Source organism: Nostoc sp. DedQUE05 (genome assembly GCF_034530955.1).
Lineage (GTDB): Bacteria > Cyanobacteriota > Cyanobacteriia > Cyanobacteriales > Nostocaceae > Nostoc.
The window spans coordinates 21404-34533 of record NZ_JAVRCB010000041.1 but is presented as its reverse complement, the minus strand read 5'-3'; the positions used below and the strand labels follow the sequence as shown (position 1 = coordinate 34533).

The 13130-nt window shown below is 41.3% G+C and carries 11 protein-coding genes and 1 pseudogene; 5 read left to right on the top strand and 7 right to left on the bottom strand.

The features are described from left to right. Nucleotides 1-108 precede the first annotated feature (108 nt). The 3 genes from RMZ42_RS25930 to RMZ42_RS25920 all read left to right on the top strand — a co-directional run bounded on the left by RMZ42_RS25930 (nucleotide 109) and on the right by RMZ42_RS25920 (nucleotide 6298). Nucleotides 109-2676, top strand: coding sequence for a dynamin family protein (locus RMZ42_RS25930; RefSeq protein ID WP_322674113.1), 2568 nt, complete (start codon nucleotides 109-111; stop codon nucleotides 2674-2676). Between the two features lie 152 nt (nucleotides 2677-2828). Next, on the top strand, nucleotides 2829-5117 hold the full coding sequence (locus RMZ42_RS25925) for an FUSC family protein (protein WP_322674112.1): 2289 nt from the start codon (nucleotides 2829-2831) through the stop codon (nucleotides 5115-5117). Nucleotides 5118-5452: 335 nt separating this feature from the next. After that, nucleotides 5453-6298 (top strand): GNAT family N-acetyltransferase, encoded by an 846-nt coding sequence (locus tag RMZ42_RS25920; protein ID WP_322674111.1) that lies wholly within the window; start codon nucleotides 5453-5455, stop codon nucleotides 6296-6298. 224 nt (nucleotides 6299-6522) lie between these two features. On the opposite strand, the pseudogene RMZ42_RS34805 reads toward RMZ42_RS25920, so the two are convergent. The 6 genes and pseudogenes from RMZ42_RS34805 to RMZ42_RS25895 all read right to left on the bottom strand — a co-directional run. Then, a pseudogene (locus RMZ42_RS34805) lies at nucleotides 6523-6672 on the bottom strand (response regulator); the annotation flags it as partial. Nucleotides 6673-6695: 23 nt separating this feature from the next. Then, nucleotides 6696-7022, bottom strand: a complete 327-nt coding sequence (locus RMZ42_RS25915; protein WP_322674110.1) for a DUF3140 domain-containing protein — start codon at nucleotides 7020-7022, stop codon at nucleotides 6696-6698. A 9-nt stretch (nucleotides 7023-7031) separates the two neighbouring features. Then, nucleotides 7032-7247 (bottom strand): DUF2945 domain-containing protein, encoded by a 216-nt coding sequence (locus RMZ42_RS25910; protein ID WP_322674149.1) that lies wholly within the window; start codon nucleotides 7245-7247, stop codon nucleotides 7032-7034. 296 nt (nucleotides 7248-7543) lie between these two features. Next, nucleotides 7544-7885, bottom strand: coding sequence for a hypothetical protein (locus RMZ42_RS25905; protein WP_322674109.1), 342 nt, complete (start codon nucleotides 7883-7885; stop codon nucleotides 7544-7546). Between the two features lie 307 nt (nucleotides 7886-8192). After that, a complete protein-coding gene (locus RMZ42_RS25900; RefSeq protein WP_322674108.1) occupies nucleotides 8193-9428 on the bottom strand; it encodes a HAMP domain-containing sensor histidine kinase in 1236 nt (411 codons plus the stop codon). 68 nt (nucleotides 9429-9496) lie between these two features. After that, on the bottom strand, nucleotides 9497-10183 hold the full coding sequence (locus tag RMZ42_RS25895; protein ID WP_322674107.1) for a response regulator transcription factor: 687 nt from the start codon (nucleotides 10181-10183) through the stop codon (nucleotides 9497-9499). Between the two features lie 66 nt (nucleotides 10184-10249). Between RMZ42_RS25895 and RMZ42_RS25890 the strand changes: the two genes are divergently transcribed. Both RMZ42_RS25890 and RMZ42_RS25885 read left to right on the top strand, forming a co-directional pair. After that, nucleotides 10250-10645, top strand: coding sequence for a hypothetical protein (locus tag RMZ42_RS25890; protein ID WP_322674106.1), 396 nt, complete (start codon nucleotides 10250-10252; stop codon nucleotides 10643-10645). A 116-nt stretch (nucleotides 10646-10761) separates the two neighbouring features. Beyond that, a complete protein-coding gene (locus RMZ42_RS25885) occupies nucleotides 10762-11463 on the top strand; it encodes an ATP-dependent Zn protease (RefSeq protein ID WP_322674105.1) in 702 nt (233 codons plus the stop codon). Nucleotides 11464-11556: 93 nt separating this feature from the next. On the opposite strand, the gene RMZ42_RS25880 is transcribed toward RMZ42_RS25885, so the two are convergent. Beyond that, a complete protein-coding gene (locus RMZ42_RS25880) occupies nucleotides 11557-12822 on the bottom strand; it encodes a glycoside hydrolase family 10 protein (protein ID WP_322674104.1) in 1266 nt (421 codons plus the stop codon). Nucleotides 12823-13130: the final 308 nt, after the last annotated feature.

Below are 13130 nucleotides of genomic sequence, written 5' to 3'. Positions count from 1 at the left end.
TAACTGGTATAAAAAAGTAAATATAACCGTATTTATTCGGTATATCAATTAATTTTGTCTAAATCTGGGCATACTAAGCCTGAAAAACTTTCTCACCTTACATAATTTATGGATACTTCACTAGTTAGCTCTCAGACTGTTGAGCTATTGTCGCAGATTACCGGACAAAAACTGACTCAAAAGAATCTCACGCCACCTGTGATATTTCTGGCAAATTTAGTTACGGTACTGCTGGGAGTGATATTTGTAGATGGCATAGTAGCAGAGTCAGAAAAGCAACGTTTATTAACAACCCTTTATCGATTTAGCAATCCAGAAAGTGATGTGCGTAAGTTGACACATTTGATGATTAAGGGAGTCAAAGAAAATCAAGTTTATAAGCAAATTAATAACTTACTATCCTTAGCGGCTCCACTTTCAGAGTCAGAAAAGCTTTTGTTAATTAGCTTTGGCTATGAAATGTCAGCAGCAGATGGTGAAATTGACCCCCACGAGAAAAAATATTTGGAGATACTTGCCAAGCACTTAGGCATTAAATCACAACATTTAGCAATTTTAGAAGCTGGTTTTACTCATCAAGAAAATCTGGAGCCTATTGCTTTAGATGAAGTACATTTTTTACTCAATCCTGCTCGTTTTCAAGAATTGGATACTATATTTGTTAAGGCTGCTAGTGATATGTTAGCCACTTTACCTGCTAAACCAAAAAACAAAATAACCAAACCACACATAAATGTATCTTACGGAGAATTGAAAAAGTTTCAAGAATATCGCAAACAAGTAGACAATTGTTGTTATCAGTTATTTCAGATAATCCAAGACTGTACCAATCGTGGCTTCTTACCTCACACTTTGATGAAGGAGTTAGGGAAAGTATCTCAAAAAATACAATCCCAGCGCTTTCGGCTATCAGTACTAGGCGAGTTTAGTCAAGGAAAATCAACTTTACTTAATGCCTTACTAGGTGAGGAAATTCAACCTGCGAGAGAGATTCCTTGTAGTGGGATAGTAACAGTTTTAAAATATGGAAGCCAAAAGCGGGTAGTCTGTCGTTATAAAGATGGGCAAGAAGAAGAAATTCCTTTTGAGCAATATCAACTAAAAGCAACAATTTCAGAAGATGCAGCACTTGGATGTCTCAGTGATGAACTAGCACATGATGAAATTGATGAAATTGTTTTTGAGCATCCTGATTTAGACTTATGTAGTAGTGGGGTAGAAATTGTAGATTCTCCAGGATTAAACGAACACCCTGACCGCACTGCCATTACTCAAAAACTGCTGAAGGACACGGATGCAGTTATATTCCTAACTAATGCCTCCCGTTCTCTAACTCAGGTAGAACGCGATTTACTCCAGGATGTGAGAACTCAACTAAATCATGGTAAAGAAAATGAACCTGCTAACAATCTTTTTGTAGTAGGAAATTTTATAGATTTAGTGCGTAGTGAAAAAGGACGTGAGCAAGTGCAACAGAGGATCGAAAGATTTGTACAAGGTCAAAATCCTATAGTTGCAGGTAAAAACCGTGTTCATTTTATTTCTGCTCAAGCTGCACTGGATGCAATTTTACGAGGGAATGAAGATGAGTATTTCAAGGCGTTCCAAAATTTTACTCAGTCTATTGAGAAGTTTTTGACGTTTGATAGTGGAAGAGTAAAAATTAAGCACTCTATTAGTCAAATAAATAGAGTTATTGAAAAAGGTTTAGATGGGCTATATAAATCGAATGGTACTTTAGATGGAAAAATTCAAATTTCTGAAGCAGAAAAGCAGAAAATTTTAGAAAAAATAGGAGAAGCTAGTGGGCGCGATGTCAGAATCCATCTATTGGCAGATCAACTTATAGAATTAGTGTTTGAGCAAATTGCTGAATCTTGGGATGAATGGCGTGAAGAATTAGGCGATCGCATGGTTAATAAAAGTCAACACTGGCATTCTGAACACAGCCCTGTTTGGAGCCAAGACAAACTCATTAGAGATTATACAAATCAATTTATTAGAGACTTGTCAAAAGAAATAGATGAATGGGGAAATACAAAACTTAAAGATGTAATTTTGCAAAAAAATCTTAAGTATTTAGAAACTAGTATTGCGTATGAACTAGATGCAATTCAAGGTCAGTTTCAAAGCCTTGACGAACATATACAAACAAATTTCAGTCAACAGCTTAAACTTTCAATTAATGGTATAAATGATGACTTTATGGGTATGGGAGGATTTGGCGGTGGTGTTGGAATAGGTGGTGCTTTAGCTGCTGGATTAATTGTATTTACAGGACTTGGTTTTATTGCCGTAATTGTTGCAAGTGTAGCTGCTGCAATTGCGGGTTCGTTTGGTTTAGGAATGCTAGATTTCGATGGACTAAAAGACCAAATAAAGGGAAAAATTTTTGAACTAGGATTTGAAAAATTCGATGAATCAATGGATAAATTCTCCGAAAAATTAGATGAAATAGTTGGCTCAGTTTTTAATAGCCGAGTTGAATCAGCTAGTCGAGTAATCGCACAAGCGATCGCACTTTACGAAAATCTCCTAGAACAGCAGGAAAAAGCTCACAACGAAACCCTGGAACAACGTGAGGCTGAAAAGATGTGGATTTACCAAAAGCGCCAAGAACTTGAGCAGGTACAGAATGGGCTGGAAACCATTGTCAGTAAATGCGCCATTGTTTAATCGCCTCCCTTACGTGTATTGGTATATCGATAGAATAGTAGTATTGGAGTGATTTTATATTGGAGCGAATATAAAGCCATCCTCCACGCAGTTATATCTGGCTAAAATGCTGTAAGAAGCGATCGCGCTTTGTTATAATCGCCAGTCTCATAATGTCATTTACAGATAAACGTCCTCTGGGTTGGTTGTTGCAGCAGTTTCAACTCCAGCCAGGTAAACCCGCCCTTTCCTCTGGATTGCGTAGCCTTTTTGTACTGGGTGTCCCGATTGGAATTGGCATCATTACAGGTCATACTGCTGAAAGTGCGATCGCCACTATGGCAGCTTGGTTTGTTGGGATGGTGAATGTTGAGGGAGCCTACCGTCAGCGAGCGATCGCGATGATCGCAGCTACGATTGGGGTAACTGTGATGTTTTTAATCGCAAGTCTGGTTAGCAGTCATCTCTGGTTAGCTGTCCCGACCACGTTCTTGGTAATATTTATCGCAGGTTTAGCGAATCTCTATGGCAACGTGGCTGCATCTGTCAGCTTGATTACTTCGATCATGTTTGTGATTGCGCTGGCTAGATTTGCTGCATTTTCTAATTTGCCTACTCTTATTCAACATTGTGGGCTATGTCTGGCTGGTGGAACATGGACAACTGTCCTGTCATTAGGACTGTGGGTGGTGCGTCCTTATGTACCTGCAATGCAGATAGTTGCTAACTGTTATTTCTCATTAAGCAATTTTGTGGACTTGGTAGGCCACAGAGCATTAAATCCAAAGGATCGTCAGGAGTGGGAACAGCGATTTTTGCAAGCTCAGGATACAGTTATTCAAAACTTGATATCTGCCCGTAGCGTCTGGACAACTATTTGGACTAGGCAAAGAGGAGCTAACCTACGAGGAAATCAGTTACTCGTATTAATCGAGGATGTTAATCAAATTGTTAATTCTGTTGTCGCACTGAACGAACTATTAGCGATCGCATCCGAACATCAATTATTTTCTCGGTTACAACCAGAAATTCAACAAGTGATACAACAGTCAGCAATTGCTCTGCAAATATTATCAGAAGCGATTGCCAAAGGAAAAAACTCACCTCACTTAGGGGATCTCGATCGGAGTCTTGAAGCACTAGAACACCAAAGGCAAGTTCTGCGTTCGCAAGTCCTCAATCAAACTATCAATGCTCAAACAGATGATTATTCCGATCTCCTCAACCTTGGGAAAATTACAGCCAGTCTGACAAAGCTAGTAGAGCAAATTCATACTGATGCAGAGATTGTTACAGATTTAAGCCAAGGAAAACTGCGTAACAGCATTACCCAACGAGATATTTCCCCTCCAGCCCAACCAGAACGTTCTACAATCATTGATACGCTGCGAAATAACTTCACTTTTGATTCAGTCCTCTTTCGTCATGCGTTGCGCCTCGCACTGATCGTAACTTTTGCTGAATTAATTGCCTCGCTATTCCAACTACCTAGAGGCTACTGGATCACGCTCACAGCTTTAGTTGCACTCAAACCCAACTTTGGCGGAACGTCACAGACAACAGTCCAAAGAGTCATCGGTACTATTTTAGGTGGAATTATTGGCATTGCTCTGATTTTACTAGTTAAGAATCAATTGGCGATCGCAGTTTGTTTCCTGCTGCTGGTGTTTGTGGCGATGTCGGTGCGATCGTTAAGCTACAGTATATTCACCATACTACTCACTCCCGCCATCATATTGCTACTCAACATGATTAGTGCAGGTGGCTGGCAGGTTGGAGTATTGCGGATCTTCGATAGCTTTGCTGGGGGTGCCTTAGCACTGCTTGGTAGCTATTTGCTTTTCCCGCGTTGGGAACGACAGCAACTTCCTGCACAACTGGAAAAGACAATTCGAGCTAATCTTGCTTACTTTCAGCAAGTAATAGCTAACTATCTCCATCCAGAACATAATGCGTTTGCTGATTCTATCAATATGCTACGCCACCAAGCAGCACTAGAAAACGTCAACGCTAACGCCGCAGCTCAACGATTGTTCAGCGAACCTCGTCATATTCAGGGAGAAATCGAACCTGTAATGACGTTGATGGCATACATTCGTGGCTTTTTCAGTTCGGTAACAACTTTGGCAGAACATCTGCGGGAATTTAGCGGCGAGTACCAATTTACTGAACTCAAGCAACTTGCCGATACCATTGTCCAAGTTTTGGAAAACTTAGCAGATGCTCTTGGACAGGGACACTCACCCCAACCATTACCAGCGCTAGATAGCGATCTCGAAGCAATTCACAACCAAATCCAACAGCTACATACTGCTCGGTTATCAGAGATTGCTACCAATTCCAACACTTTAACTCCCACATTACAAGCCGTTCGAGAACAAACTCCCCTCTCTACAGAACTGGATCGAATTGTTAATGAAATTAAAGTTATGCACTGTGTAATTGCTCGTCTGCAAGAATAATTGGCGTTGCAAAATAGTGGGATAAATTGGGTTATATTCACAGAGCTATTGCAAAATTGTGACAAAAGCATGACTAATTTATTTAGAATTGTGTCGCACAAAGTCTCACTCTTGATTTGTCAGAATTTCCCTAAAATCTTTAAATCACCGCTAAAAAAATGGCGATCGCACTTGCAAAATCGTGTATTAGTATATGGTAATAGACAGTATTTTTTGAATAAAAGATGCTCAAGCGACTAGAAGTCGCAGCTATACAAAAAAGTAATATTAAGAGTTATCACTTAGTTTGCAAAAGCAAAGTTAAATAGTTAACAGCCTAGCAGTAAGAAGATATTATGACCACTGAGAATTTCGTCGTCCGCTCAATGAAAAGGTCGGAAATGGATTTGGCGATTACTTGGGCAGCAACCGAAGGTTGGAATCCAGGAAAGTATGATGCTCAATCTTTTTATCAAACTGACGAGAGCGGTTTTTTCTTGGGTGAGTTGAATGGTGAGCCGGTGGGGTGCATTTCTGCTGTTGCTTACGATCCACACTTTGCCGTTATAGGTTTTTACGTTGTGAAACCCCAGTTTCGTGGGCAGGGGTTGGGTATAAAAATTTGGAAGACAGCAATGGACTATCTGGGTGCCGATCGTAACATCGGCTTGGATGGTGCAGTAGCTCAACAAGATAACTACAAAAAGTCTGGTTTCAAAATCGCTTATAACCATATTCGTTATGAAGGGGTAGGTGGCGGTGTTGTGCCTGCTGGAATCGTGGATCTGAAAACAGTGCCTTTTGAAGATTTGGTGGCTTACGATCGCCAATTTTTTCCTTCTAAGCGATCGCTGTTTCTGCAACATTGGATTGAACAGCCAGAAAGTATTGCTTTCGGGTTTCTCAAAAATGGATCTGTTGCTGGTTACGGAGTTATCCGACCTGCCCATACAGGTTTTAGGGTTGGGCCACTATTTGCTAATGACGAACAGATTGCTGAAGCATTGTTTCAAGCCTTGCTTGCACAAAATCCTCATGCTCCAGTGTTTTTTGATGTGCCGGATGCAAATCTACAAGCGATTGACCTAGTTCAACGTTACCAATTGCAGCCAGTCTCTCAAACTGCTCGGATGTACACTAAAGAAATTCCTAGTTTACCTATTAATCGCATCTTTGCTGTGACAAGTGTAGAACTAGGTTAGAGATGGACAAACAACGTGTTTACATCCTTACTATATAATCCCACTGTAAGCGCGTAAGTTTTTCTCTTAAGTAGGATGGCATAAATAATTAAAGGTTTGTAGTAAGGGCTGGAGCCGCTCACTAGAAACTAATTTCAATATTTTTTACATTAGTTAATATAGTTTGAATTATTCTCACCAATTTACTTAGTCTGCGTGCTTCAAACCTGATGACTTTTAAAAGTTCAATTCTTCACAAGAGATGCGATCGCAGCTACCAATCTGGCAGGATCGGCTGGTTTAGCGATATGGAGTTGAAATCCGGCTGTAAAAACCTGTTTTTGTGTGGTTTCTGCGGCGTAAGCACTAAGAGCGATCGCAGGAATTTGCCCACCTAAATGGCAGGCTACAAAGTACTTTACTTAAGTGGATCGTGTCCCCAATTTTTCAAAGAATAGCACCAGCGTGTGTGTTCCAAATCACCCGATGGCTTCTGTGCCATGTGACGATGGACGTAACTAATAACTTTCTTCATGTGCGAAAGATCGTCGTCGGTGTAATCATCCTTTTTCTGCAATAGCTGGATGATACGCTGTCCAGATTTATGACCGATTGACTCATCGTCGCCATCCTTTTGTCCGACAGTTTGTGACTCATCCGTATCTAGCCAAGACTCTAGTTCTTTAGGTGTCATATTGACAACTTGATAAAACTCGTCAACCACGGCTTTAACATCTTTACTCATAACTAAGCATTACTCCTCTACTTTCTTCAGAGCATCAGGCTTGTGAGCAGCTTGTTTCCCTGTCTTATCGCTTTCAACTAAGTACTCAGGGTTATCTTCACTTGCAGCAATATGATGTTCTTTAATATCTGTAGGTGAAGTGAGCTTCTTTACAACTTTGCCAGTTGTCTTACCTTGTGAAGTGTTCCATTCAACGCGATCGCCTTTTTTAAATTCTTCAGCCACATTCATCTCCTATCCTATTTGATGTTTTATACCTACTAAGGTCACATTATGTCTGCGACTGGAAAAGTAGCCATCATTCTAGTGATAGAGAAAAAAACAGCAAACAAGATTAGTCGGCGTTGCAGAGAAAGCGGGATGATTTTGCTAGTTTTGTGAGATGGGCAAGATGCCCATCCCTTGTATTTCGAGGCTCTCGTGTCGCCCACCCTACAAGAATCATTCCTTGATTCAGCAACGCCGGTTAGTCTTCAGCAATCAAAATTAGATTCATGGGAACAACCTGAAGTATCGGAGATTTAATCGTCATGAATTTGAATAGTTTCACCGTTGGCACGAGTAATACTAAGGGCATTGAACTCATTGTTATCATAGTTGCCAACTACGGTGACTTGTTCTCCTACAGAGAGGTTAATGGGTTGCCCCAAATGAGGTTCTGCCTCAACAATGATTTGTCCCTTACCATCGTTGAGAATGAACTCGTCATCTAAAAGCTTAGTAACTTGACCGGAGATAGTAGTAACACGAGCGTTTGGCAAATTGTCAATTTGGTTTGGTGCTTTCTGCGCTTCCACCTCAAAAGAAATTAGCAAGGCAAACAAGCTAGTTAAAACGATGCTGGGTATAGGATTGAAATTCATTTGTTAAGACCTCCAATCTGATGTGTAACTCACGCTTATTTTCAGATTGCCGGATAAAAGTAACAAGAAAGTAACAGCACGGTCTTAAGCCAAGAAATTCCTTCACTAACAAACAATAGACTTCTTGGCATTTGTCGGGAAAAGGGGAAGGTGGGGTCTCTTCTGGCGATAAGGGGCGGGGGGAAAGAGTAAAGGTTTTGTATTTTCCCTTCCTCTTTAACCTTTAACCTTTACCCACGAGAGTGCAAAAAGTACTTTTGCCAAGAGGTCTAATTAAAATCTTTGCTTGCCCAGTATGAATTGCTCGTTATGGTAAAGGTTTAAGCGTGAAGGGTAGCTTGATTTGAAATGTAGAGCCTTCATCCAAACGGCTGATTGCGATAATTTGTCCTTCATGTACCTGGACAATTTGTTGAGCGATCGCTAATCCTAACCCGAAGCCTCCTGTATGGCGCGATCGCACACTATCTACTCGATAAAACCGCTCAAAGATATGCGGTAAATCTGCCTCTGGAATCCCAATACCGCTATCGTGTACTTCAATTACTACCCAACGAGACTCAAAGAAGACTCGTAAGCAAACTCTACCTCCAGACGGCGTGTAGCGGCAGGCATTACTAAGAAGATTTGTTACTGCTTGCCGCATTAAATCTGGATTTATTCTCAACATTACCAATTGTTCAGGAAATTCGCTGGTGAATTCTAAGTTTTTTACCTTTGCTGAGTGAGTGTATTCCTCTACTAATGCTCCCAGCCAGCTAACCAAATTGACGAGGTGAAGTGCCTCTGGCTTTAACTGTCCTTCATTTCGAGCTAAAAATAATAAATCACTAATCAACATGCCCATTGATTCAGCAATCTGGTCAATATTTTCCAGGGAACTTTGCTGTTGATTGGGATCGATTGGTTCGAGCAAACTAAACTGAGCATGATTCCGAATTGCCTGAAGGGGTGTCCGTAGCTCGTGGGAAGCATCGGCTGTAAAACGCTGTAATTGCTCGTAGGCTTGGCGAATTGGCTGCATGGCCATTCCACCAAGAAACCACCCCGTCAAACCAATTACGCTTAAAGCAATGGGTACACCTACTATTAAAAACAGTCTCAACGACCATAAAGTTTCTTCAACAGGCGCTAAAGAAGCGGCTATCTCTAGATAGCCAATTAATTGTTTATCCTGAAAAACAGGAACTGTTAATTGACGCAGCTGTTTATTTTGGCGAACACTGGTAAAAACGCGATCGCTTGACTCAATTGTTTGAAATCCTAATCGATTATTTAACTGCTCTGATGGAATGACACCAAAAAACTCTAGTAATTGCTTTTTGGGAGTGTACCAACGGGCATAAATAATTTTATTGTCAAAGGGCAAAGCTTCACCACCCAAGATGGGGACATCTTCAAGACTAATACGTTGCTGTTCTTGGTAAAGTCCATCTTCAACGCCAGCCGCCATCAACTGAGTTGTATTGTAAAGTTCTTGGTCAAATGCCCGCAATTGCTCTTTTACTTCTAAAAAGTAAAGTATTGTCGCGAAGATCGCCAAAATACTTCCCATAGAGAGCGTAAACCAGCGAGCTAGGTTACGCCTACTCCGGTTGAACATGTTAGGGATTAGCGATCGCATGATTCAGGAGCAAGCAATCTATATCCCATACCGTAAACGGTTTGCAGCCAATCTTCTGCTTTCACCATCTGTAAGCGCTGCCGCAGTCGATGCACTAACATGGCGATCGCTTTACTGTCTGGTTGTATATTCCACTCCCAAAGTGCTTGTTCGATTTGGTCATGAGTAAGTACCTGCCTGGGATGTCGAAAGAAATATTCTAGCAATTGAAACTCTCGACCCGACAACTGGACTGTAACTTCCTGGCGTTGTAACGTTAGAGTGTTGAGATGAAGTTGTAGGTCGGCTAACTCTAGCGTGTCGCCTTGCCAGAGTGGCGCTCTGCGTCCCAGTGCTCGTACTCTTGCCAACAGTTCCAGCAAACTAAAGGGTTTAACTAGATAGTCATCTGCACCAACATCTAAAGCAGATACTTTATCCAAAATTGCATCTTTAGCTGTGAGAATCAGCACTGGAGCCGTTTTTCCTGCTTGACGATACTGTTGACACAGACTAACACCACTCACTTTGGGCAACATCCAATCTAAAATTAACAGATCGTAGTCTCTCTGTTGCATTAACCATTGGGCTGTTTCACCATCTTCAGCACCATCTACAATATGTCCGACTTTCGATAGCGCACCCTGTAGTGGTTGTAACTGAGTAACATCATCCTCTACAAGTAAAATTCTCATTCATTATGTCGCTGTACTTTTTTTCTTTTTCCTATGATGAATTAATCATCAAACTTTTTCTGTATTATGGCTCGACCCCGTTGGTTGCAATTTCTCATTAACTTAGGACTAGAGTTTTGGCTGCCAATACCCTTAATCGGATTGTTTTTTTGGTTGAGTACGGGTTTGCTAACGCATCAAGTATTGAGCTATACCTACGATCCAACCGCCCAAATTCACGCCGACTCAAAACATCAAATTCAGTTTTCTGTTTCACTAGCTGTCATGTCTATTGAAGCTGTAATTCAACGCAAACAAAAGTTGACTGAAGTTAAAGTTTACACTGCTGATTCGGTTTTAAAGGAAATGGAATTTGAGTTTCCTGTGACTGAATTCGCTCAAGTCGATGCTGCGATCGCTCAAGCTTTAGGATTACCAATAACAGCAATAAAGCAGTTGATACGTTATCGCATTGAGAACTAAGGGACTTCCAAAGAAGAAATTAATCAACCAAAATCACAAATCCACACCTAAACAATTAAATATACATTAATTCCTACATAATAAAGAAATATTAAGTTGCATTCAGAAAACTCTCAATGAGCCAAACTAGCCTAAATTTAGTTGCAATATCTATCTTTCTCATGACCCTATCGGTATTGGTGGGGCCATTCTTCAACTTATCTCCGGCAGTACCAGCACTTGCTACCTTCACCATCTTAGGCATCGCGACATTAGATAGTTTCAGCTTGCAAGGCAAGGGTGGTACTATCTTTGTAGATTGGATTGCTGGTTTTTCAAAAGAACACCGCGATCGCATCGTCCACCACGAAGCAGGACATTTCTTAGTTGCTTACCTGTTGGGTATTCCCGTTACTGGCTACACACTCAGCGCTTGGGAAGCCTGGAAACAGGGACAACCTGGCCAAGGCGGCGTTAGCTTTGACGATGGCGAATTAGCATCTCAACTAGAAGTGGGTAAAATCAGCGCCCAAATGCTAGACCGCTACTGCACTGTTTGGATGGCGGGTATTGCTGCTGAAACTCTGGTTTTTAATAATGCTGAGGGTGGAACTGATGATAAAAGCAAGTTGATCGGAGTCTTGACAATGTTAGGCTTTTCTGAATCAGTTTATCAGCAGAAAATGCGGTTTCATGCTCTCCAGGCAAAAACTCTATTGCAAGAAAATTGGTCTAGCTATGAGACTTTAGTTAGTGCTATGCGACAACGTACTTCGGTAGAAGATTGTCATGCTGAGTTAGGAGTAGGGAGTGGGAAGCAAGAAGTTATATCAAGCTAGTAATGAAAAGTTTGTAGTAAGCACTTTATTGCTTAGAAAATAAGGATTAAAGTCCTTACTACGAACTCATTAACATTATCTTAAACAGAAAAGTTATTCAGCTCTGGCGCGGAGTGCAGGAGATGGAAAAAAATTTTTAAATCCAGCTTGTCGCTCAGTTAAAGATTCTAGATCGTCGTTCCAAAGACTTTCATAATAAAAGAAGGTTACGCCTAGACCCCGTTCTTGGGCAGCCCGCACCTGAGACTTAATTTGCTGCATAGGAACTGGGTTATTTCGTAACCCTGTCATAATCCCAACTCCAGTTGGAATTCTTTGTTGCGCTTCTTGAATTTCTGCGCGGGAAATATTTGCCACAAAACTTTTTAGATCCGGACGATAAATTTGCACAATTAACTCGTCCACAATATTTTGTCGCATCCAACCTAGCCAATCTTGCAAGTGAAACTTGTAAGCAAAATCATAGTAATTAGGAGAAACAGAGAAAATCGCCTGGGGTTTTCTCTGCTTCACAGCTTGGTTAAGTTTTCCCATGAATGCCGTAATCTTATCTGCCCGCCACTTTACCCATGCCGCATCTTGGGAATTTTTTGGGGGAGGATTCTTCGTTTCTTTGGTGTACAAAGCAACTGTATATTGGTCGTAGCCAAACTCGTGAGGCAAACTCATGTGATCGTCAAACTGAATGCCATCGGCATCATATTGAGTAACAGTTTCTAGCACAAGATTAGTGATAAACTGTTGCACTTTTGGATGGAACGGATTGAGCCACATCACTTCACCAGCCGCACTGTTTGAAGTTTGACTACCATCTTGCTTTTGTGTGAACCAATCCGGGTAATTCATTGCTAGTTCTGAGGTTGGGGGAGCCATGAAACCAAACTCAAACCAGGGAATCACTAGCAATCCTTGGCGATGGGCTTGAGTAATCAGGTCTGCCAGAATATCATGTCCATCTGAACCTTTGTAGACAAAAGGTTGAATACCTGCACGTTGTGCTAAGGCACTAGGATACATCACATAGCCAGAATTCCACACCACAGGATAAATTGTGTTGAAGTTCATCCGCCGCAGTTGACTCACTGCATCTTGCACCTTGTCTCGATTTTTGAGGGTGTCAAAATCATTAGTGGTCATCCAAACCCCGCGAATTTCCTGACGAGGTATCTGTGCGATCGCAGGGGTGAAACTGTCCACCAGCAATACAGTAACAAAGGATATTAAAATGAGAATGGGAAAAAAAGACTTGAATAGTCGCCGCCAACTTTGAACAAGAAAAGATGATTTCATAAATTTGAATGATGCATTAACTACCCACACACGCCATTGCTCGTTTTTACGATTGAATCTACTAACCATATAGTTTACAAGTATTTATGCTTAGTACAGAATTGATGAGTTGGTAGTTGTTCGTTCCTTGCTTATGGAACTTTTGCACCAAAAAACTAAAACAGACAAATTAAGGTAGTTGACGCAGTTAATAAGCATTTGTGCCCAATAGATATTGGTATAGGGAATGGGGCATGGGGCATGGGGCATGGGGCATGGGGCATGGAGAAGAGACAAGGTAGACGAGGAAGAGGGGGGAGACTTGGGAGAGACTTGTCCCCCTTGTCTCCCCTGCTCCCCTGCTCCCCTGCTCCCCTACTCCCCTGCTCCCCTGCTCC

What these genes read in the sequence shown, in the direction of transcription:
- RMZ42_RS25930 (WP_322674113.1), top strand. Translation starts at nt 109, where the DNA reads ATGGATACTTCACTAGTTAGCTCTCAGACTGTTGAGCTATTGTCGCAG.
- RMZ42_RS25925 (WP_322674112.1), top strand. Translation starts at nt 2,829, where the DNA reads ATGTCATTTACAGATAAACGTCCTCTGGGTTGGTTGTTGCAGCAGTTT.
- RMZ42_RS25920 (WP_322674111.1), top strand. Translation starts at nt 5,453, where the DNA reads ATGACCACTGAGAATTTCGTCGTCCGCTCAATGAAAAGGTCGGAAATG.
- RMZ42_RS25915 (WP_322674110.1), bottom strand. Translation starts at nt 7,022, where the DNA reads ATGAGTAAAGATGTTAAAGCCGTGGTTGACGAGTTTTATCAAGTTGTC.
- RMZ42_RS25905 (WP_322674109.1), bottom strand. Translation starts at nt 7,885, where the DNA reads ATGAATTTCAATCCTATACCCAGCATCGTTTTAACTAGCTTGTTTGCC.
- RMZ42_RS25895 (WP_322674107.1), bottom strand. Translation starts at nt 10,183, where the DNA reads ATGAGAATTTTACTTGTAGAGGATGATGTTACTCAGTTACAACCACTA.
- RMZ42_RS25890 (WP_322674106.1), top strand. Translation starts at nt 10,250, where the DNA reads ATGGCTCGACCCCGTTGGTTGCAATTTCTCATTAACTTAGGACTAGAG.
- RMZ42_RS25885 (WP_322674105.1), top strand. Translation starts at nt 10,762, where the DNA reads ATGAGCCAAACTAGCCTAAATTTAGTTGCAATATCTATCTTTCTCATG.
- RMZ42_RS25880 (WP_322674104.1), bottom strand. Translation starts at nt 12,822, where the DNA reads ATGGTTAGTAGATTCAATCGTAAAAACGAGCAATGGCGTGTGTGGGTA.